The following is a 19196-nucleotide window of genomic DNA, read 5'->3' as shown; positions in this document are numbered from 1 at the left end:
TCCCTCCGGGTGGGGCGCTTCGCGTGCGGTGCCGTCAGGCGATGGCATCCCTGCGGCGGGTCAGGACGCGGGTGGTGCTCCCGTCGTCCTCCCGTACGTCCCGTACGTGGACGAATCCGATGCGCTCCAGCAGGACCAGGGAGGCCGTGTTGGCGTCGGCCACGGTGGCGTGCACCTCGGTCAGGCCGAGGGTCCCGAAGCCGTACGCGACGATCGCCTCCGCGATCTCGGTGCCGAGGCCCGATCGCCAGGCCCCGGGAGCCAGCGCGTAGATGATCTCGTACCCGTCGACCCCGTCGGTCCGCTTGATCTCGGCGTGTCCGACGAGCCGGCCGCCCCGGCGCACCGCCCAGACGTCGAAGAGGTTCTCGGCGTAGACCTTGGTGAAGACCCTCCCGAAAAGCGCCCGGTCCTCGGCCTCGGTGGCGGGCCCGTCCCCCATCCACCGCGACACCCGGGTGTCCTGGAAGAGGGCCACGAAGCCTTCCTCGTCCTCGGGGGCGTACGGGTCGAGGAGCAGTCGTTCGGTCCGCAGAACAGGGGGCATGTCCACCGACGCTACCCACCCGGCCCGCCGGCCTCACCGCATTTTCCGCCGCCCCGCACCCGGGGACTGACGGACCGTCCGCCCCTACGCGAAGCGCCCCTCCCGAAGGAGTCGGATGGGGCGCTCTCGCCCAGGGCGGAGGTTGGGACTTCTCCTCGGAGCCGAGGTGCGCTCAGTCCACGAAAGGACCGTGCGCCAGCCGGCCGAATCGGCCTTTGTGGTAGATCAAGGGTTGCTTCGCCTGCTCCGACTTCTGCGCACTCCTGACCCGGCACACCACGATGTGGTGGTCGCCGCCGGGATGGACGTTCTCGATCGTTGCTTCGATCCAGGCGGTGGAACCCGTCAGGCGGGGCACACCGAGTTCCGGTGAGGGCACCCACTCGGTCTGTGCGAACCGGTCCGTGTGAGGGCTGGCGAAGCGTCGCGCCAGTTCTTCTTGGCCCAGATCGAGAATGTTGACACCGATCACGCCTGCGGCCGCGATCCGCGGCCAGGTGGCTGAGCTGCGGTTGATCGCGAAGGAGATCAAGGGCGGACCGAGTGACAGAGACGTCAGAGACTGGCAGGTGAAGCCGGCCGGACCGAGCGTGGTGATGACCACTACTCCTGAAGCAAAGTGACCGATGGCCTCGCGGAAGGCACCCGCTTCCACGTCTGCGACAGCGTGCGGAAGATTCACGAGGCAGCCTCACGAGGGGCGCTGAGGGAAGGGGAAGCGAGGAAGGGCAGCGCCAGGAACGCGAGGACCGCAAGGGTCGTGAAGTAGGCGGCGGGCCCGATGCCGAGCAGTGCACCGCCGATCAGAGGACCGGCGAAGAACCCGGCGTAGCGTAGCTCGGCGAACCCGAAATAGGCGCCCTTCAAGGCGTCAGGGGCGATCCGGTGGGTGATCTGGTCCGGCATCGGCATCAGGATCGCCTCGCCCAGCGTCCAGACCGTCACTCCGGCGGCGAGCATCAGCAGGCCACCTTCCGAAAGGCCGAAGAGGACGAAGGCGCCGCAGAAGCCCATACATCCCACAGCGGCTTGGGCTGCTTGCGGAAACCGGCGCGCCAGCCACTGGGCGGGGAACTGGAAGACGATGCCGATGAGGGCGTGGAAGGCGAACAATCCAGAGAAATAGGCCGCTGCTGCCGTGCCGTGTTCGTTCTTCAAGTACAGCGGGAAGATCGACTCGAACTGGGAGAACACCAATGTGATGCTGATCCCGGCGCCCACCGCAAGGAAGAGACGCCTGTCCTTCAGCGCCGGACCCCATGCCCTGCCCGCCGCGGCGCTCGGCTCCCGCTCTGCCTCCAGGGCGCCCAAGGAACCGTTGCCGAGCTGGACTATCAGCAGGCACAGCCCGAACAGGGCTCCCGCACACAGGAACAGGGCTCGACGGTCGATCAGGTAGGCGCCGGCGCCGACGAGAGGACCGAGGACCGCTCCGAGGGACTGCGAGATGTAGCGGACGCGGAAGATGACGCTTCCTTCACCTGGCGCGGCAAGGGAGAGGAGCTTCTTCAGCGACGGGGTACAGAGCGTGAGCGCGCAGCCCAGGCAGACGATCAGAGGAAGGACCGCATAGACCGCGTCGGACAGCGAGAGAGCGACGCACACCGCCGCGTAGAGGCCGAGGCCTGTGCGCAGCAGCGTCACGGCTCCCACCCGGTCGGCCAGAGCTCCGCTGAAGAACGATCCGAGGGCGGAGATCAGAGCGATGCTTCCGACAGCGGCGCCGATGGCTGCGGCCGACAGATCCGTCACGTCGGAAAGGTAGAGGGTCAGGAACGGAACCATCGCGAAGAATGCGATCGAGGTGACGAGGGTGGTCGCCGCCAGTACCCGCACGGGGCCCGACCTCAGCAGGTCCCGGATCCCGGGCGGCTGCTCGATGTCGGCCTTCATCAGGACGCAGCCGCGATTTCGCTGCGCATCTGCTGCCACAGCAGAACACCGGCCGGCGTGAAGGACGTCGAGGGCTCGGCCTCGATCTCGTCCATGCCTTCCGCCAGAAGCCTTGCGTTGTCCCTCTGCGCGTCCTGGTGGAACTGCACTCCGGTGACGGCGTGGGCCCGTCGGTGGAATGCGGTGATCCGGGCGAACACGAAGATCGCCTGAAGCATGCCCCACAGCGGGCGCGGGTCCTTGCGCACCGGCGAGTTGAACACGGCCTCGTCACGGCAGGTGACGAGCGGGTCGAGCTCCAGGATGAGCATCAGCCGCAGATGGGCTGCTTCGTGCAGCAGGTGTTCGGCGGTGTATTCACGGGAGGTGAAGGGCTGTGCCGCCTCGGAGAGGAAGATCGCGCCCATCAGGCAGGTCTCGGTGAAGGAGGAGTGGAACGCGGAGCCGTAGGGCACGAACAGCCTCACGTACGCACGGATCTCCGCGGCCAACTCGGGCCAGCACTCATCGATCAGCGAAAACGCCGCATCGACGAGGGCGCCATCCTCATGATTCGCCGCCCTGACGGTGAGGTCGGAGGAGGGGTACCCGGGCTGCGGCTCGTGACTGTTCATCGAGGCGAAGTGCCGTGCGATCCACGGGTGCTCGCCGTCGATCTCGATGGCGGTGCCGCCGATGACCAGGTGCCCGGCTCGGGTGGCTTCGCCGATGTTGTCGGGCCCGCTGCCGTCGAAGAAGGCCACGGGCAGACGCAGCACGCCGTCCCGGACGGTCCCGTCGCCGAGGTCGGCGATCACTACGCGTTCGACCGGCGAGGCGAAGAGCAGGTGGAACGCGTGGCCCGGAAGCCACAGCTCGGTGCCCGGCTCGGGCAGGCGCAGCTCCACTTCCGCGCCCTTGCCCGGCCCCATCAGGTAGGGGACGGCGACGAAGTGGCCGAAGTAGGCGGAACGATAGCGTGGCGGGATCTGCGGCAGCGTGTCCAGTGCGTGAGCCGCCGCTGTCCGCGATTCGATCTCGGACGGCTCGCCCGGCCCCTGATCCGCCGTGAGAGTGTGCCAGGCCCATCCTTCGTGCACCTGCGCCGGAGCCTCGGAGAAGTCCCGTGGCACCCCCGGCGCGGTGAACGAAGGGTAGGTGACGTCCGACAGCAGAGCGTGCAGGGCGTGGCCGCACTCATGGAAGCTCCGCCATCTTGATTCTGGCTGGTCAGGGCCTCTGGTGTGATGGCGGGTGAGGCTGCTCGGGCTGGTGGTGGGGCAGTGTCCAGCAGGTAGATCGTCGGGCAGGGCGGTTCGCCTGTTCCGGTCCGCCGCCTCGTTCTCCTCCCTACGATCCGGCGCATGGTGGATCCCGAGGTGCAGGAGCGGATCGCGGTACGCCGCGCGGAGTTGGACGATCTGGAAGAACAGCTGGTCAAGCAGTTGGCCGAGGTGCGGGCCGAACGCGAGGACCTGGCGGCGGCGGAGCGGGTCCTGGCCCGGATGGGCGAGCAGGTCGCCGCCGAACGGGCCGCGACGGCGCCGGCTGTCGCGCAGGTGGGCGGGAAGGGGGTGCTGCTGATCCCGCACCGCGCCCCGGAGATGGCCGAGACCGCGCTCCCGCCGGAGTACCAGCGCATTCTCGCTTCCGTCCGCGCTGCCGGCGGGCCGGTCCTGGTCCGGCAGGTGGGCGAGGCGCTCGGGGTGGACACCGGGGTGCGGGGCAAGCTGGAGCCGCTGCGCGGGAAGCTGACGAAACTGGCCGATCGCGGCTGGCTGCACAAGCGTCCCGACGGGCGGTTCACCGTCCGTCCGTGACCCGCAGTTCCCTGGGGCGGACGTAACTTCGGTGCCCCCGGGGCTCGTTGGGAATGCGTGAGCATACCGAAAAGCACATCGGGGACACCGTGTCCCTTGTCTACCAGTGCCGTCTGCCGCTGTCCACGAGCGCCGTCAACCACCTCGCCGGCCTGCTGCGGCGTCACCTGAAATCGATAGGTTCGCGCTGGCGGTCGCTGCCGCCGGGGAAGATCGCGGTGATCGTCCTGGCCGTACTCCGCCACGATCAGCGCCTGGCCGACATGGCCGGCGGCAAAAGCATCGCCGAGTCCACCGTCCGCCGCTGGCGCGACGAGATGATCCGCCTGCTCGCCGCCCGCGCTCCGCGCCTGGACCGGGCCCTGAAGAAGATCGCGAAGCGGGGCGGGGAAGTCGTCCTGGTCGACGGCACCCTCATCGCCACCCAGCGCCGCACCGGCCGCGACAACCGAAAACACTTTTCCGGCAAGCACCACCGTCACGGCCTGCACTTCCTCGCCCTGACCGACGAGAGGGGCCGCCTGATCTGGATCTCCGCCGCGCGGCCCGGCCGCACCCACGACGCCACCGCCGCCCGCCACGACCATCTCGTCGAACATCTCAAGGCGGCCGGCCTCGGCGCGCTCGCCGACCTGGGCTTCCTCGGCGTGGACAAGCCCGACGACCCTGATGACCTGGTCATCGTGACCGGTTTCAAGGCCACCCGCTACCGCAAGCTCACCCCTGGGCAGAAGACGGCGAACCGGGTTCTGGCCGCCGGACGCGCGCCCGTCGAGCGCGGGTTCGCCCACCTGAACAACTGGCGGATCCTCACCAAGCTCCGCACTGACCCCGCCCGTGCCACCCACCTGCTTCGCGCGCTGCTCGTACTGACCAACATCGAGGCCACTACAGGCAATTGATCTCTACCGCATTCGGCCCGCGACCAGCACAAGCACCCCGGAGCAGCGTCACTGAACCGGGATCGGCTGAGTGAGGTTCACCGGGTTGCCGTCGGGGTCCTGGATGTGGGCGACGCGCTGTCCCCACGACATGTCGTTGGGGCCGCCGCTGACCGAGCCGCCCAGCGCCGTGACCCGGCCGAGCGTCTCGTCGACGTCGTCGACACCGATGCTGAGCAGGATCCGCGGTGCCGCCCCGGTCCCCGGGTTCGTCTTGGCCACCAGCCCGAGGTCGGTGTCGCCGATGCGCAAGCCGAGGTAGAAGGCCGGGCCTTCCGCCGGTACCCGGAAGATCTCCTCGGCGCCGAACAATTTCGTATAGAAGCCGACCAGGACGTCCTGGTCGGCAGTGATGATCACTGGCTGGATGGTGGACATGGCACTCCTGTCGAGAACGGTCGTGTCGCTGGGTAGACCGTTCGAGGACGGTGAACTCATCGGCAAAACCACCCCGCCGGACGATCTACACCCCAGACTGCCGCCCACGACCAGCACGAGCACCCCGAAACGGGGTCACGCCACCCCTGCTGACCAGCCACTTCAAGATGGCGCAGCCACCTTGAACGGGACGCCCATCTGGTCGGCCCACGCCTCGTACGACGCCAGGTGGGCGACCACGGGCGCAGCGTCGGTCACTTCGATCACTCCGGGGAGGGGGATCGTCCGGACATCGTCGAAGACGGTGCCCAGGATGGCGGGGACGTCTTCCAGAGTGATGCGGGCGGAGAGCTGTACCCGTGCGGGGCCCTCCGGGATGCCGAGGACGTCGCCGGCAGCTCGTCGCCAGAGGTCCTCCAGCTCCCGCTTGTCGGTCCTGCTGTTGGTGGGGGCGATGGCGATGCCGTCCTTTGCCAGGACGCGGCTCAGCTCCTGGGCGGCTCGGGCCTGGTCCTCGACGTGGTAGAGCATGTGCATGGCCAGGACGGCGCCCAAGGCCCCGTCCGCGATCGGCAGCCGCTGGACGTCCGCGGCGACGGCTCCTGTGATGCCTGCCAGGATGCCGGGGGAGATGTCCATGGGGAGCACGGTCAGGTCCGGCCGGTCGGCGCGTACCCGCTGTACGAACTTCCCGTTGCCGCAGCCCACGTCCGCCACTGCCCCGCGTATGCCGGCCAGCTCGCCCACGACGATGCCGGGGAGGTCGTGGCGCGGGGTCTGCCATTGGTAGAGGGACTGGCGGGCTGCGAGGTGTTGGCCGGTGCCGTACGCCTGGGTTGAGAGCAGGCGCCGGTCGGTCACGGAAGGGTCGTTCGTCGGCTGGGTGGTCATCGTGGCTCCGTGGGTGTGCTGACGAGAGCGGGCCGGGCGGTCACCTCGTGGATGTGTTCCCGGAGATCGACCACCGGCCGTGAGTCACGGTACGGTCCGCTGCCGATGAGCGTGTCCAGTTTGCGAAGCCTGATGGTGATGCTCGCTGTGTACTGATCCGCGCCGAGGACCGCGTCGAGTTCCGTACCGGCGCCTTCGACTTCGCCGCTCGCCAGGTATGCGGTGGCCAGGTCGAGATGGGCGGCGTGGAGGTCTCCGGAAGACCGGTCTCCTTCCGGCCCGGCCTGGTACAGCTCCACCGCGCGGTTGGATGCCGCTATCGCCCGCTGGATCTGCTCGTCGCCGCCGACGGCCAGGAGCGTGGTGCCCGTGTAGGCCCATTGCTTCGCCTCGGGGAAGGCGAAGACGCCTGGCAGTTCATCCGGTTCCGCGCTGCTGCGGGCTTCATGGGCCAGTGCCAGGGAGCGCAACGCGCTGCGGCCGTCGCCGCCGGCAGCGAGGGCACGGGCCTCCAGGCTCAGCAGTCGCGCTGTGATCGTTCCTGAGCCCGGCCCTCGGCCGTCCGCGTATCCGGCCCGTGCCAGGTCTGCGGCCTGCCGGTAGTCGCCTGTCCAGTACGCAGCCAGGGACTGGAACGAGCGGGCCCAGGCTCGTAGCCTCGGGTGCTCCGCGATCTCCGCGCACTGCGCCACGGTCCGCGCATGGGTGGCGGCGGAGACCTGGTGGCCGAGGTCGAGGGACACGTGCGCCGCGAGTCCGGACAACCATCCCGCGAGTACGTACAGGTGCCGCGTCTGACCGGGGTGCTGGCGGCCCTCGAGTAACCGGAACGCGTCCGTGCGCAGGGTACGGATCTCCGGGACCAGCAGGGACAGCGGCCGGCTGACGAATTCCCTGGCGAGCCGCTCCACGTCGGCGTCGAACTGTTCCAGCACCAAGCCGTTGACGTTGGTCGCGGCAGCCAGCCGTGCGAGTCGGACCGACAGCTCCGGTGTCGGCGTGGAGGCTGCTCGTCTCGTCGGTGGGTTCGGCCACCTCGCTCGCCGCAGTCCACGACCAGCGCCGGGCCCTGGAAGCCCAGATCAGCACCTTGCTGGAAGCCCACCCTCTTCACCAGGTCCTGACCTCGATGCCGGGAGTCGGGGTCAGGACCGCCGCCGTCCTGCTGGTCACCGTCGGCGACGGCACCAGTTTTCCCAGCGCAGCCCACCTCGCCTCCTACGCCGGCCTTGCCCCCACGACCAGATCCTCAGGGACATCGATCCACGGCGAACACGCACCCCGAGGCGGAAACCGGCAGCTCAAACGCGCGATGTTCCTCTCCGCCTTCGCCTGCATGAACGCCGACCCCGCCTCCCGCACCTACTACGACCGCCAACGCGCCCGCGGCAAGACCCACACCCAGGTGGCTTTGTGCATCTCCAGCGACAGCGTTTGTTGACGAGTTTCGGCAGCGTTCAGTGATCAACTCGGTTGTACTTGTTCACGAGAAATAGCGGCACTGTGGCGAGAGGTGGTGTCGTCTCTGTCATGTCAAGACGACGCAGCCCCGCCGCTCCAACTCACTGACGAGTGGTAGCGAGGGATCGACCTCGTTCCAACGCAGATCCAGCTTCTCCAGCGACGGCATCAGGGCGAGCCAGTCGGGCAGCTGGCCGAGGCGGTTGCTCCGCAGGTCGATCTGACGAAGGCGCGGGAGGCCTGCCAGGGACTCCGGCACTGCGTCCAGAGAGTTTTCGCGTAGGTCTAGGTGGCGTAGTTCGTGCAGGTCGGCTGCCGACATAGGCAAGTGCTCGATCGCGTTCCCCCGGAGCCACAGCTCACGCAGGCCTCGGAGCTGGCCGATGGCATCGGGCAATGAGGCGAGCCGGTTGTGCTGCGCTCTGAGCTCGATGAGGCCGCTCATCCCACCGATGGTCTCTGGCAATGCGGTGAGAGAGTTCTCGCCGACGTTGAGGTATCGCAACCGGTTCAGGTTTCCCAGACAGTCCGGAAGCTGCGTCAGCTGGTTGTCGTGCAGGTAGAGACAGCCGCTGAGCCCGGTCAGCTTGCCGAGTTCTTCGGGCACTGACGTCAGCGCGTTGTGGCCCAGGTCCAGGGTGTTCAGCTGGTGGAGCTGCCCGATTTCTGGCGGGAGGGCCGTAAGTCCGTTGTCGGCGAGGATCAGCACGTGGAGCTCGGTCTGTTGCCAGACCGAATCGGGTGCTTCTCCGAGCTCTTGACGCCACAAGTTCAATGTGTGCCTCACGGCCATCCCCCTCATCAACCCTACGAAGCTCCGATTGTCGTCCGGGGCCCTGGGGTCAGCAGACAGCTAGGACAACATCAGCCGGCCTTGGCCGATTCTTCGGCTCGGGCTCGTGTGCTGGCGAGGCGGTAGGAATCGGTGCCGGTCTCGATGATGGTGCCGTTGAAGGTGAGGCGGTCGACGATGGCCGCGCAGAGGCGGGGGTCGGTGAAGGTCTTGGTCCAACCGCCGAAGGACTCGTTGGAGGCGATGGCGACGCTGTTCTTCTCCTCGCGTTCGGTCAGGACCTGGAAGAGGAGTTCGGCGCCTCGGCGGTCGAGTTCCATGTAGCCGAGTTCGTCAATGCAGAGCAGGTCGACGCGTCCGTAGCGGGCGATCGTCTTGGTCAGCTGCTTCTCGTCGGCCGCTTCGACGAGCTCGTTGACCAGCTTCGTGGCCAGCACGTACTTGACCCGGTAGCCGGCCATCGCGGCTTCGGTTCCGAGCGCGATCAGCATGTGCGATTTGCCGGTGCCGGAGTCGCCGATCAGGCAGAGCGGCTGGCTCTTCTTGATCCACTCGCAGCTGGCGAGGGTGTGGATGGCCGCGGCGTCGATGTTCGGGTTCGCGTCGAAGTCGAAGGTCCGTAGTTATCTGGGACTTGTCCCGGGGGAAGCCGGCGGCCTTGATCCGCCGTTCCGACCGGCGCCGGGACCGGTCGTCGCACTCGGCCATCAGCAGCTCGGCAAGGAATCCTCGGTAGGTCATCTGGTCCTTCATCGCCCGGTCGGCGATGTCGGAGAACTCGTTCCTGATCGACGGAAGCCGCAGCAGGGCGGCAGGCGGTGTCGATGGCCGTGGTGGCGGCCTGCTCGGTCAGTCCTCGCTGGCGGGGCAGGGTCACTGTGCTTCTCCCCCGCGGTGTTCACCGCCGCTGGCGCGACGGCGTCGGAGCAGTTGGTCGTAGTGGGTCACCGAGGGCAGCGGCCTGGTGTCCGGGGGAAGATGCGCGAGCCGCCACTCGTGCAGAAACGTCACCGTGGCAGCGCCAGCGGCTCCAGTCGGCTCGTCCTCGGCTTGGGTAATCTTGCGGGCTTCAAGCGCGACCGCGTCCGCGGTCAAGGCCCCGGCCCGCAGAGCCATCGAGAGGCCCGCGACCAGGTGCTCGTGCGGGAGGTGGCGGGCCAGCAGCAGCACCTCGATCAGCGCCCTCGTGCCGGCGGTATCGCCGTGGGCCTTGACCGCCGCGGCCCACCAGGCGTCGTGGACCGGGGTGAACTTGCCAGCTGAGCGGGCCTGTTCGAGCGCGGTCGCGCCGGGGAAGGCACCCGGCTTGCGGATCAAGGCCTCCAGGTAGTGGTCCAGATCCAGGCGGCAGCCGCCCTTCGCGATCAGCCGCTCGTGCCGGGCCACTTCCACGTTCCGGTCGTAAACCACCAGGTGAGAGGCATGCAACACGACCCGGACCCGCTTGCCGATCAGCCGGACCGGAACCGAGTACCGGTTCGTGCGGACCGCGATCTGGCTGTAACGGTCCACCCTCGGAGTGAAGAGCCGGCCCGTCTCGAACGGCTCCTCCGGCAGCGGCATCAGCAGCGGGCGCTCGACCTGGAAGTACTCGTCGATGGTCCGCGGCCGCGAACCGATCCGGCGCCGCCCGTCACGCAGGTCCCACTGATCGACCAGTTCGTTCAGCTCGGCAAGCGAATCGACCTCGGGCACCGGGGTGAAGTGGTTGCGGCGGAAGTACCCGATCTGCCCCTCCACTCCGCCCTTCTCGTGGGCGCCCTCAATGCCCGGCCGGCAGTAGAAGCTCTCGATCCCGAAGTGCGACCTGAAGGCGATCCACCGGTCGGCCTCCACCCTCGCCCGGCTCAGCCCCAGCACCCGGGCGACGGCGGCTTTCAAGTTGTCGTAGCGGACCTTGCTCCGTGGCACCCCGCCCAGCGTCCGAAGCGCGTGAACGTGCCCTTCGAAGGCTGCGCCAGCGCCGACCGTCGATTCCCAGACCGGCGCACGTGGCGTCGAGGTCGCGGTAGGCGATGCCTGCGGCTCCGTGGGGCAGGAAGTGCGCGTAGCTGGCGGGGGCGTGCAGCATCTGCACCCCCCGTTGGGTGAGGTCGAACTCGCGGAAGAAGGGGGAGGTCAGGGCCATCGGGTGGACGGCGGCGCAGATGTCGTGCGCGATGTCGCTGTCGAAGAGGGCCTCGGTGCGTAGGCCTCCTCCGATGGTGTCGCGTGCTTCGTACAGTGCGACGGAGAGCCCTGCGCGCGCCAAGGTGACGCCGGCGGCCAGCCCATTGGGGCCAGTGCCGATGATTACCGCGTCCGGAGACATGCCGTTCGCTCCTCGGTGCGTGGTTGGGTGTCTGTCCGGATCGGCACGCCTCAGGGGCAGACGGTACTGGTATCAGTGCCAGTACCGTCTGCGCCGTCGGCTAGTGCGTGCACCTGGTTGTACGACGGCTGTTGCCTTGAGGGGCTCGCTGTTGGGGCTGAGGATCTGCCTGCGGCCCGCCCTGTGGTCGTTGCTCGGCTACTTGGCGGCGGCGGTCGGTGAAGCCGGCTTCTGGATGGGCCAGGTGGTGATGGAGACCTGCTGGCCGCAGTCTTGGGCGACCTCGCCCTTGCAGACGTAGACACTGCTTGTGGTGGTGGGAGCGTAGTGGGTCTTGAAGCTGACGGGCTTGGTACCAGCGCCGCACTGCGTGGCGATCTTGCGGGCGGGCATGGGGGCGAAGTCGTGGATCGTCATGGACCACAGCGAGTAGCACCCGGGTCCGGTGTTCTTCAGCTCGCCCTCGACGGCGAGCGTCGAGGTGAGGATGCCGCTGCCCTTTTCGAGCCATCGGGTGCCGCTGGCGGTGGCGGCGCCGTGGCCGGCTGACCACGGCACTCCGGCGGCGGAGGACGGGGACGCGGCCAGCAGGATGGCGGCGGCCGAGCCGAGGGCGACAGTGAGGGTCTTCCGGGTGCTGGAGCGCATGGGCAGCGGTCTTTCAGTGGAGTGTTCGGCAGGTTTGTACGTGGGCCGTCGGTCAGGCGTGGACGGGATCGTTGACAGGTGTCTCGACGGCCGGGCGTTCGGGTTCGGCGGGCTGGGCCCGCTTGCGCCACAACCGTGTGAGACGGGGGTCGTGTCCGTAGGGGGCGAGGAGCAGCAGCAGGCCGGCCCACATGGCGAAGGCGAAGCTCCACAGGCCCATGACGACGGCGATGCCGAGGTGGAAGAGGATGCCGGCGGGCAGGAGGGCCCACCGCACCTTCTGCGGCAGCAGGAGCGCGGCGGCGAGAACGATCTCGAGTACGAGGGGGCCCCAGGTGAGCGCGGCGACGCCGAGGGGGTTGTCCACCACGGTGTTCAGGGCGGGGCGGAGCCAGTCGGGGGCTCCGAACGCGTAGTTGTTGATCCAGTAGTACAGGGCACTGCCGTCTGCCCATTCGGCGTGGGGCAGTTTGGCCACGCAGGACTGGAAGTAGACGACGGACATCTGGATACGGGCCACGGTGATCGCGCTGACCCCGATCAGAGCCAGGGTTGGGCGGCGCGTGTTCTCCGTGGGTTCGGACGGCTGTGGCTGCCAGTGCCAGCGTCGTGGGTCGCCGATGGCCACCAGGACGAGGATCAAGGTGAGGATCCAGGTGATCTGGTCTCCGCCATCGGGGATGGAGATGCCGGTGAACACGCTGAAGGCGACGTAGGCGTGGGGGATGGCGGTGAACCTGGGGCGCCAGCCGCTGGCTGCGATGACGAGGACGAGGCAGCACACCCAGCGCATCGTCTCGAAATGGTCGGGGGACACCAGGCAGAAGGCTCCTGCTCCAGTGACGCCCCGGCACAGCGGGTACTGGCCGACGGTGGAGACTTCCCGGAAGAGGGTCGCGCTGTCGCTGAAGGCGAGCGTGCCCAAGGTACCGAGCGCCAGAAGGGTGCGGGCCAGGCCGTAGCCGGCGGCCCAGGGGAGGGTGACGGTGCGCTTTCGCATCAGCAGGTCACCTCGAGCACCATGACACGTTCGGTGGAGTGGGACTCGGGCACGAGGTCTCGCCACGCGTAGGGCGTGGGGCGTTCCTGCAGCAGGCCGACGGTTCCGCACAGTGTGGGGTCGGGGGAGCTGTTCTCCAACTGGCGGGCGGCGTCACCGGAGCCGGACAGGCAGGTCTGCCCGCTGTCGGTGCATTCACGCCAGTCCGACTTCTGGGCGGCCGCGAGCAGCATAGCGATTTCGACGCCCTGGGCGCGTGATTCGCGGTTGAGCCCGAAGGCATTGCGTGGAGAGGCGTGCGGGGTGAGGGAGAGTGCCTGCCAGCCTTCGGGAGTCTTCTTATAGGGGACGACCTCGGGATCGCGCGGGGACTTGGTGAAAAAGGCCCAGCCTTGTGGTGCGATATTCACTACCGCATGCTTCACCTTATTTTGCGCTGGCAATGTGATGACGTTTTTCGGGACCTGTTCTTGCACTGCGTAGAGCACGATCACCGACCAGATGATGCACACGATGACGACCGATTTAAGGGATACGGAGACGGTGCCTTTGCCGCTGCGGGTGAATGCGGCACAGGCCGTCCGGATTTTGCTGTTCATGATGGAAGGGAGGGTCCTCTGCCGCTTGGACGGGAACGCAGCGTCGGGGGCGGAGAGTCTGCAGCCTCTCCGCCCCCCTTTCGCTTAGGCGGCCTTGAGTGCCTTCGTCACCTGGGCGACAGCCTCGTCCTTCGACAGCGGGGTGCCGTCACCGGTGGTGGGCTGCGGGCTCCAGAACCAGTTCTTGCCCTTGACGAAGTTCGCTCCCACCGCGACGGTGACCGTCACTACGGCGCCGGCCGCGGTCACGACGGCGGCGATATGGACGACCGCGGCGCCGACCGCGACGGTGACGCCGCACAGCTGGCCGTTCTCGATGGGAGTGGCCTTGTCGTCCTTCTGCGCCACTGCCATCAGCATGTTCTGGGCGTCCGTGACGGCCTTCTCGACCTGGCGGGGGTCGCCGCTGCGGGTCTTCGCGCTGAGCTCCGCGAAGAAGGCGGGGGACCGCTTGTTGATCAGGTCGATGACAGCGTTCGAGGCCCGCACCTCGTCGAGGTCCTCGTTGTCGACGTGCTGGCGGGCCTCCGCGAACAGGTCGAGCTTCGACAGGTCGCTGCCGACCTCACCCTGGCCGAAGAACAGGCCCCGGAAGACCTTCTCGCCATCGGCCTTGGCCGAGGCCGGCGACGCGACGGAGACGGTGGTGACGGGCTTGGTACCCGCGTCGGCCATCGCCGACGGGGCTGCGGCCACGCACAGGGCCGCTGCCGTAACGCCCGCGACCACCAGGATGCCGCGCTGCTTGATGTTCAACTTCATTCCCCTCGTTGGAAAAACATCAGGGAGCGGACAGGCTCTTGGTCACTCGCCCCCCGATGCGTGAACTTGCCTCCGTGATATTCGCATAGGGAATGATCATGAGTCGAGCAAATATGACCGCACTCACAGCCGGCCTAAGCGGAAAGACACCTTCCGGTAATCTTCCGCTTCTTTCCGGCCAGTAGCGGCGGAGGTACTTGACTCGGGGTATCCGAGGGAGTGTCAATCAGGGCGACTCTGGCGAATCAATTTCGCCAGAATGGCTTGATTGATTAGCTGGTGCGTCGGGTCGAAAGTGCGTTGAGCAGTGCGGCGCCGCGTTCGGCGTCATCGACACTCACGGCAAACTCCGTGCCCTTGGCCGGGCGGATGACCAGGCACTCGCCGGCCCGGAGCATCACCGTGGTGCCCAGGCCGCTGAGCCGGTAGCCCCACCCGCCGACCTGCGCCGGGGTCCGCATCTCGGCACGCGCCGAAACAATGTTCTGGGCCGGCCAGCGGCGCACCGGCCAGCCGAGCGGACCGAAGGCCACCTCCAGCCCGGACTCGGTCACCCGCGCCTGCACCGATGCGCAGAACAGTACGAGCACCGAAGCGATCGCGAACGGGGCGATGAGCGCCCACTGCATGCCAATCAGACCCCCAGCGGCCGCGAGTACGGCGGCTGCCGCCACGAGGCCGGTGAGGGCGGCGGTCAGGTGGAGCCAGGGGTTCGTGGTCCGGGAGAGCCAGACTCGGCGCTCACCCTCAGGGATCTCCATGACCTCGCCGCTCCCGTCCTGCTGAGCTTGGACCGGGAGCGCCGCGCGCCGGCCGGCGAACCACCCGAGCACACCGGCCACGACCGCGACCGCCGCCGTGATGGCCATCCCCACGCCCACTGAACCGGCGTCCCGCCAGTCGGTCCGGTCCAGATTGGCGCGGACGATCGAAGCCTGGGCGCCGGCCAGGAACACACCGCCGGACAGCAGGGACACCCCGATCCACGCCCGTGCGGGCGCGCCTCCGCGCCGGCCGGCTATGGCGATGGAAAGCGCCAGAACGGCCCAGATCAGCGCCGGGAACACGGCCGCCGCCCACAAGGGCATCGAACCGTCAGGAGCCCCATCGCCCCAATGCGTGGCAAGGCGCTTCGGCAGCCGGCTGCTCGCGGCCGGTGGAAGTCCCGCCAGCACAGCCAGCACGCCCACCGCCCAGGCCGCCGCTCCCCAGCGCGTGCCACCCGTCCGCTTCGTACGGTCAGTCACGAAAGCCCCCTGATCATTTCAATGAGATCGTTCTTGCTGTATCCGAGGTGCGCGGCATCGGCCACCAACTGCCGAGTCCTGCTCAGCAGTTCGGACCGCTGGTCCGCGCCTTCGGCGACGGTGACCCCGCGACCCCGCCGGAACTCCAGCACCCCCTCGTCTCGCAGAGCGCGCAGCCCGCGCAAGACCGTGTTGGCGTTCACCCCGAGCGCCTGGGAAAGATCCCGGGCCGGAGGCAGTCGGTCCCCCGGCGCGCACTCACCCTCGGCGATGGCGCGCCGGATCGCCCCCGCTACCTGTTCGTGGAGAGGGCGACTGTCCGTGGTGTCCAGTCTCAGCAGCATGATGCTAGTGAGCGTAGCACTATTGGCGTCATGATGACTGGGGTCCGATGAGCACAGGCAGGTTTCCCTCGGGGGCCAACGCCTTGGACGTGACCCCCCAGGGATTGACGGGGTCAGGATCGGGTTGTCAGTTGCGTGACGAGAGTTCGGGCTTCGGGCGTGAGGCCGTCGAGGATCTCCTGGGTGTAGGGGGTGTCGGGTCGGGTTGTGAGGTCGTGGACGGCGGTCCAGTTTTCGGCGACGATCTGGAGGGCTTGCTGGGTGCGGCGGATGGCGTCGCTGCGGTGTGTGCGGTGTTCCTCGGCGCGCTGAGCCGCTTGGTCCCAGGTGATCTGTCCGCGATCCGCGAGCTGGGTGAGGGCGGGTGCGGTGTCGCCGTCGGCGGCACGGACGGTATCGGTGTCTCTTACCAGGTGGCGGAGGAGGGCTTCGTCGAGGCTGATGTGGCCCTCGGTGACCTGGTCGGCGAGGCCGGGAGCGTGTCGGCGTAGCTGTTCGTACTGGGCGGCGATGGCCTCGGCGTGGGCTTTGCGCTGGAGCGCGGTGGCGTGGGCGGCGTGGGCGGCGTCGAGGCCGAGCGTGCCGCCCCGGACCCTTTCGGCGAGGTCGGGGGCGTGCTTGAGGACGACGTTGGCGGCGGAGAGGCGGCTGCGGCTGAGGCCGTGGAGCTTGGCCTGAGCCCACAGGGAGTGTCCCGAAAAGGAACACGCCATCGCGGTGATCATGGCCTGCTGGCCCTTGCTGACGTGCCGGCGGATCACGTTGTGCGAGACGATCAAGCGGAGCGGATCGCTGTCGTCGGTGGTGAAGCGGGTTCGACTCCAGCGATCTTGCAGGCGGCGAGGCGGTTGCGGCCGTCGACGAGGACCCCGTCGGGGTCGAGGACGATCGGGTGGTGCAGGCCTTCGGTCTTGATGGACTCGGCGAGGTCGTGCAGCTCGTCCTGGTCGAGCATCGGGAGGGTGTCGGCGAAGGGGTGGACCTTCAGGGTGTGCTCCTTGCGGTGGTGGGGGTGCAGACGGCATGGGTGTGCCGTGCGGCCTTGTGGATGGGGTTGGGCGTAGGCCCTGGTGTTCATGGTCTGGAGATTCCCCGGTTTGGCTAACCGGGGATCGTCGGTTAACTTCTGTCGGCTTCACGGAGTCAGCGCCGACGAGCGCCGCCGTTCGTGGTCCGGTTCGTGGGCTGCGTGGCGGGAGCCGGGGGCGAGGCGGGGCGGTTGCCTCGGGCGGGTGTCTCGGGGTTGTCAGCGGTGGGCAGGTCGGCGGTGTGGCGCAGGCGCCAGACGAGGACGTCGCTGATGGAGGTGGCGGTGTCGAGTTCCCTTCGGGTGGCCGCCTCGGTGAGGAGGACGGCCGAGTCGTGGCCGGCGGCCTGGGTGTCGGCGAGGGCGGGCCTGCCGGGCTCGGCCAGGATCTGCTCGGCCAGTTCCGGCAGCACCTGGCGGAGGATGGTCACTTGCCGCTGCTGAACCTGCACGGTCAGGCGTTGGCCTCGTTGGACGATCACGGCCATGGGCTGGGCTGAGGCTTGCTGGTAGGCGGCGCGGAGATGCTCCGCCGTCTGGCGGGCGGCCTCGGCTTGCTGGTCGTGCTGCCGGACCTGGTGCCAGTGCCGCGCGGCGATGACGGCGAGCCAGATCACGTCGAGCATGATCGCCAGGGCGGCCGCGTCCTTCGGGGCGGGTTCCCGCACGATCGCCTTCACCGCCCGCCGCGTGGCCTGCGCCTGTTCGTGTCGGGCGCGGATGCGGGAGCGGTTGGCCCGTTCGAACGCGGCTGCCGCCTGCATCAGCTGCGGTTGAAGGTGGGCTGAGGCGATCAGCGGGAGGGCGTCGAGTGTCTCGGCGAGGACGGCGATGTGCGCCTGAGCGTCGCCGTCCTCGCTTCGGGTGAGGAGGTCGGGTATGCGGTCGGTGGCGTCGGTGACCCGTTGCCACGCCGGACGCCTGCGGCCGGGCTGCGGGAGGGTCGGTGCCGGAGCGTCGGTGAAGCGCTCTGCGATCTTGGGGTAGGACAGGTCGGGGGCGAGGACGGAGCCGGAGAACCACACCGGCTGCCCGTCCTTGTTGGTGTCGCCGTCGAGGGCGACCTTGTAGCCGCGCACGTCCCCCGAAGGGAAACGCTGGATTTCCACCAGTACCTCGGTGCTTGCAAGGATGTGGAAGAACTCGTCTGTGCTGGTGGCTGCGGTGAGTGCGGTGCGGACGTGGGTGCTCAGGCGCTCGCGGGCGGTGGTGGCGTGTCCGGCGCGGCGGGCTTTCTCCTGCTCTGCACGGGTGGGCCGCTTGGCCGCCGTGCGGTCACCGCGCACGACCTGGCGTAGCCCGTACTCCTTTTCGATGGCGGCGAGTTCTTTGTCGGCGCGCAGGTAGTCGTTCCAGTTGCGGGGCTGGCTGAGGTCGCCACGGACTTTGGTGGCGACGATGTGGATGTGGTCGTCGGCGTGGCGGACCGCGACCCAGCGGCAGGCGTCCGGATCGCCTGCGGGTGCGATGCCGGTGGCGTTCAGCACGCGGCGGGCGACCGTGGCCCACTCCTCGTCCGACAGGATCCGGTCCTCGGGTGCGGCCCGAACCGAGCAGTGCCACACGTGCTTGTCCGGCGCGCGGTCGCCGGCCTGCTTGACCCGCAGGTCGAGGATGGCAGCGAGCCGGGCGAGAGTGTCGGCCTCGTGGCGGCCGGGGTCGGGGGCGAAGCCGTCGACCCCGGCCGCCACCAGGTGGGGGTCGGTGTGATCCTTGGCGCGTACGGTGTCGTACAGGTACTTCAGGAGCCCACGGGTGTTGGCGCCTGCCTTGCCGATCTTCGCGATCAATCACGCCACCCGCTTCGATGTGGCAGCCGCATATGCGGCGGTGTCGATCGCCCTGGCGGCAGCGTGCGCCCGGTCGAGGACGTCACCGACCGCGGCGAGGACCGCGCTGTCCCCAGGGTGTGGATGGCCTCCGGAGTTGAGCTTCTTGGCGATCTGGTTGAGGTTCTTGCCGATCGCCGAGACCTCGAAGCCCAGGGCGGCGAGTTCGTCGATCAGGTCATCGAGCCCGGTGCGCTGGCCGGGCAGTGCAAGATCGCCGTGGAGGTGCGCCATGACGATCGCGCCGACGAGGTGCGCGCCGGCCAGATTCAGCCGGCGGGCCTCGCCGAGGATCTCTGCCTTTTCCTCCACGCTCCAGCGGACATCTACGCGTTCCTTGCGCTGGACGTGCTTGCGCCTGCGGCGGCGGGCGACCCGGTAGAGGGCGGCCTTGTCGGCGGCCCGTACCGCCACGACGGGACTGCTGCCGACGGCGGAGAGGCCCGACGGCCTCTGCTCCGGTGCGCCCTCGCGCCGGGGCTCCTCCTCCGCCACCCCTGGGGCGGAGGCTGTGTTGGACCGGCCCTTGGACGGTCCAACGCCATACCTTGCTGCCTGGTCTGGGGCTGAGGCGGAGGGTATCTGGGCTGCTGGTGTGGGGAGTTCGTTCGGCTGGTCGGGCATGCGGATGCTCCTCGGCGGGTGTGGGGGTGTTGGTGGGGTCACGGCGACGTGGGCCATGTGGGGCCCGCCCCCGGTGCTGGGCTGGTGCGGAGGCGGGCAGGG

Annotated in this window: 21 protein-coding genes and 3 pseudogenes; 3 read left to right on the top strand and 21 right to left on the bottom strand. The window is 68.5% G+C overall.

Annotated elements, in window-relative coordinates; all coding sequences use genetic code 11:
• Nucleotides 1-34: 34 nt before the first annotated feature.
• From ACIQZO_RS26485 to ACIQZO_RS26470, 4 genes are all read right to left on the bottom strand, one after another.
• Complete coding sequence (locus ACIQZO_RS26485) at nt 35-547, bottom strand: GNAT family N-acetyltransferase (RefSeq protein ID WP_403630549.1); 513 nt, start codon at nt 545-547, stop codon at nt 35-37.
• Nucleotides 548-719: 172 nt separating this feature from the next.
• Nucleotides 720-1202, bottom strand: coding sequence for a flavin reductase family protein (locus ACIQZO_RS26480; RefSeq protein ID WP_403630546.1), 483 nt, complete (start codon nt 1200-1202; stop codon nt 720-722).
• A gap of 23 nt (nt 1203-1225) precedes the next feature.
• Nucleotides 1226-2383: an MFS transporter gene (locus ACIQZO_RS26475; RefSeq protein ID WP_403630543.1), complete on the bottom strand. Its 1158-nt coding sequence runs from the start codon at nt 2381-2383 to the stop codon at nt 1226-1228.
• Nucleotides 2384-2439: 56 nt separating this feature from the next.
• Nucleotides 2440-3729, bottom strand: coding sequence for an aKG-HExxH-type peptide beta-hydroxylase (locus ACIQZO_RS26470; protein ID WP_403630612.1), 1290 nt, complete (start codon nt 3727-3729; stop codon nt 2440-2442).
• 54 nt (nt 3730-3783) lie between these two features.
• On the opposite strand from ACIQZO_RS26470, the gene ACIQZO_RS26465 reads away from it, so the two are divergent.
• Both ACIQZO_RS26465 and ACIQZO_RS26460 read left to right on the top strand, forming a co-directional pair.
• The gene (locus tag ACIQZO_RS26465; RefSeq protein ID WP_403630540.1) at nt 3784-4239 is read left to right on the top strand and encodes a hypothetical protein; all 456 of its coding nucleotides are present in this window, start codon (nt 3784-3786) and stop codon (nt 4237-4239) included.
• Nucleotides 4240-4292: 53 nt separating this feature from the next.
• Nucleotides 4293-5141: a transposase family protein gene (locus ACIQZO_RS26460; RefSeq protein WP_403630538.1), complete on the top strand. Its 849-nt coding sequence runs from the start codon at nt 4293-4295 to the stop codon at nt 5139-5141.
• A 48-nt stretch (nt 5142-5189) separates the two neighbouring features.
• Here the strand turns inward: ACIQZO_RS26460 and ACIQZO_RS26455 are convergent, their stop codons facing one another.
• The 3 genes from ACIQZO_RS26455 to ACIQZO_RS26445 all read right to left on the bottom strand — a co-directional run bounded on the left by ACIQZO_RS26455 (nt 5190) and on the right by ACIQZO_RS26445 (nt 7387).
• Complete coding sequence (locus ACIQZO_RS26455) at nt 5190-5558, bottom strand: VOC family protein (RefSeq protein WP_403630535.1); 369 nt, start codon at nt 5556-5558, stop codon at nt 5190-5192.
• Nucleotides 5559-5720: 162 nt separating this feature from the next.
• On the bottom strand, nt 5721-6449 hold the full coding sequence (locus tag ACIQZO_RS26450) for a class I SAM-dependent methyltransferase (protein ID WP_403630532.1): 729 nt from the start codon (nt 6447-6449) through the stop codon (nt 5721-5723).
• On the bottom strand, nt 6446-7387 hold the full coding sequence (locus ACIQZO_RS26445) for an XRE family transcriptional regulator (protein WP_403630529.1): 942 nt from the start codon (nt 7385-7387) through the stop codon (nt 6446-6448). The genes ACIQZO_RS26450 and ACIQZO_RS26445 overlap by 4 nt, the downstream gene beginning before the upstream one ends.
• Before the next feature lie 92 nt (nt 7388-7479).
• Between ACIQZO_RS26445 and ACIQZO_RS26440 the strand changes: the two are divergent.
• Nucleotides 7480-7884: pseudogene (locus ACIQZO_RS26440) on the top strand (transposase); the annotation flags it as partial.
• 93 nt (nt 7885-7977) lie between these two features.
• Here ACIQZO_RS26440 and ACIQZO_RS26435 read toward each other — a convergent pair.
• From ACIQZO_RS26435 to mobC, 14 genes and pseudogenes are all read right to left on the bottom strand, one after another.
• The gene (locus ACIQZO_RS26435; protein ID WP_403630526.1) at nt 7978-8619 is read right to left on the bottom strand and encodes a leucine-rich repeat domain-containing protein; all 642 of its coding nucleotides are present in this window, start codon (nt 8617-8619) and stop codon (nt 7978-7980) included.
• A 155-nt stretch (nt 8620-8774) separates the two neighbouring features.
• Nucleotides 8775-9580: pseudogene (gene istB / locus ACIQZO_RS26430) on the bottom strand (IS21-like element helper ATPase IstB).
• Nucleotides 9577-10614, bottom strand: coding sequence for a Mu transposase domain-containing protein (locus ACIQZO_RS26425; protein WP_403630523.1), 1038 nt, complete (start codon nt 10612-10614; stop codon nt 9577-9579). The pseudogene istB and the gene ACIQZO_RS26425 overlap by 4 nt, the downstream one beginning before the upstream one ends.
• Nucleotides 10615-10762: 148 nt before the next feature.
• Nucleotides 10763-11014, bottom strand: a pseudogene (locus tag ACIQZO_RS26420) (NAD(P)-binding protein); the annotation flags it as partial.
• Nucleotides 11015-11212: 198 nt separating this feature from the next.
• Nucleotides 11213-11662 (bottom strand): hypothetical protein, encoded by a 450-nt coding sequence (locus tag ACIQZO_RS26415; protein WP_403630521.1) that lies wholly within the window; start codon nt 11660-11662, stop codon nt 11213-11215.
• 52 nt (nt 11663-11714) lie between these two features.
• Nucleotides 11715-12662, bottom strand: a complete 948-nt coding sequence (locus ACIQZO_RS26410) for a sporulation-delaying protein SdpB family protein (protein WP_403630518.1) — start codon at nt 12660-12662, stop codon at nt 11715-11717.
• Nucleotides 12662-13261 (bottom strand): SdpA family antimicrobial peptide system protein, encoded by a 600-nt coding sequence (locus tag ACIQZO_RS26405; RefSeq protein ID WP_403630516.1) that lies wholly within the window; start codon nt 13259-13261, stop codon nt 12662-12664. The genes ACIQZO_RS26410 and ACIQZO_RS26405 overlap by 1 nt, the downstream gene beginning before the upstream one ends.
• An 84-nt stretch (nt 13262-13345) precedes the next feature.
• Complete coding sequence (locus ACIQZO_RS26400; RefSeq protein WP_403630513.1) at nt 13346-14023, bottom strand: sporulation delaying protein family toxin; 678 nt, start codon at nt 14021-14023, stop codon at nt 13346-13348.
• Nucleotides 14024-14295: 272 nt separating this feature from the next.
• A complete protein-coding gene (locus ACIQZO_RS26395; RefSeq protein WP_403630511.1) occupies nt 14296-15270 on the bottom strand; it encodes a DUF1648 domain-containing protein in 975 nt (324 codons plus the stop codon).
• Nucleotides 15267-15614, bottom strand: coding sequence for a GntR family transcriptional regulator (locus tag ACIQZO_RS26390; RefSeq protein WP_403630509.1), 348 nt, complete (start codon nt 15612-15614; stop codon nt 15267-15269). The genes ACIQZO_RS26395 and ACIQZO_RS26390 overlap by 4 nt, the downstream gene beginning before the upstream one ends.
• A gap of 113 nt (nt 15615-15727) precedes the next feature.
• Nucleotides 15728-16393, bottom strand: coding sequence for a hypothetical protein (locus ACIQZO_RS26385; protein ID WP_403630506.1), 666 nt, complete (start codon nt 16391-16393; stop codon nt 15728-15730).
• Nucleotides 16390-16692 (bottom strand): ParB N-terminal domain-containing protein, encoded by a 303-nt coding sequence (locus ACIQZO_RS26380; RefSeq protein ID WP_403630503.1) that lies wholly within the window; start codon nt 16690-16692, stop codon nt 16390-16392. The genes ACIQZO_RS26385 and ACIQZO_RS26380 overlap by 4 nt, the downstream gene beginning before the upstream one ends.
• A gap of 65 nt (nt 16693-16757) precedes the next feature.
• A complete protein-coding gene (locus tag ACIQZO_RS26375) occupies nt 16758-18431 on the bottom strand; it encodes a relaxase/mobilization nuclease domain-containing protein (RefSeq protein WP_403630501.1) in 1674 nt (557 codons plus the stop codon).
• Nucleotides 18432-18965 (bottom strand): plasmid mobilization relaxosome protein MobC, encoded by a 534-nt coding sequence (gene mobC, locus ACIQZO_RS26370; RefSeq protein ID WP_403630498.1) that lies wholly within the window; start codon nt 18963-18965, stop codon nt 18432-18434.
• Nucleotides 18966-19196 lie beyond the last annotated feature (231 nt).

Origin of the sequence: Streptomyces sp. NPDC097617 (assembly GCF_044761485.1) — a bacterium.
Taxonomy (GTDB): Bacteria; Actinomycetota; Actinomycetes; order Streptomycetales; family Streptomycetaceae; genus Streptomyces.
This window is presented reverse-complemented; position numbering and strand designations above follow the sequence as displayed.

What these genes read in the sequence shown, in the direction of transcription:
- ACIQZO_RS26460 (WP_403630538.1), top strand. Translation starts at nt 4,293, where the DNA reads ATGCGTGAGCATACCGAAAAGCACATCGGGGACACCGTGTCCCTTGTC.
- ACIQZO_RS26465 (WP_403630540.1), top strand. Translation starts at nt 3,784, where the DNA reads ATGGTGGATCCCGAGGTGCAGGAGCGGATCGCGGTACGCCGCGCGGAG.
- ACIQZO_RS26455 (WP_403630535.1), bottom strand. Translation starts at nt 5,558, where the DNA reads ATGTCCACCATCCAGCCAGTGATCATCACTGCCGACCAGGACGTCCTG.
- ACIQZO_RS26485 (WP_403630549.1), bottom strand. Translation starts at nt 547, where the DNA reads ATGCCCCCTGTTCTGCGGACCGAACGACTGCTCCTCGACCCGTACGCC.
- ACIQZO_RS26415 (WP_403630521.1), bottom strand. Translation starts at nt 11,662, where the DNA reads ATGCGCTCCAGCACCCGGAAGACCCTCACTGTCGCCCTCGGCTCGGCC.
- ACIQZO_RS26380 (WP_403630503.1), bottom strand. Translation starts at nt 16,692, where the DNA reads ATGAACACCAGGGCCTACGCCCAACCCCATCCACAAGGCCGCACGGCA.
- ACIQZO_RS26405 (WP_403630516.1), bottom strand. Translation starts at nt 13,261, where the DNA reads ATGAACAGCAAAATCCGGACGGCCTGTGCCGCATTCACCCGCAGCGGC.
- ACIQZO_RS26450 (WP_403630532.1), bottom strand. Translation starts at nt 6,449, where the DNA reads ATGACCACCCAGCCGACGAACGACCCTTCCGTGACCGACCGGCGCCTG.
- ACIQZO_RS26390 (WP_403630509.1), bottom strand. Translation starts at nt 15,614, where the DNA reads ATGCTGCTGAGACTGGACACCACGGACAGTCGCCCTCTCCACGAACAG.
- ACIQZO_RS26410 (WP_403630518.1), bottom strand. Translation starts at nt 12,662, where the DNA reads ATGCGAAAGCGCACCGTCACCCTCCCCTGGGCCGCCGGCTACGGCCTG.
- ACIQZO_RS26400 (WP_403630513.1), bottom strand. Translation starts at nt 14,023, where the DNA reads ATGAAGTTGAACATCAAGCAGCGCGGCATCCTGGTGGTCGCGGGCGTT.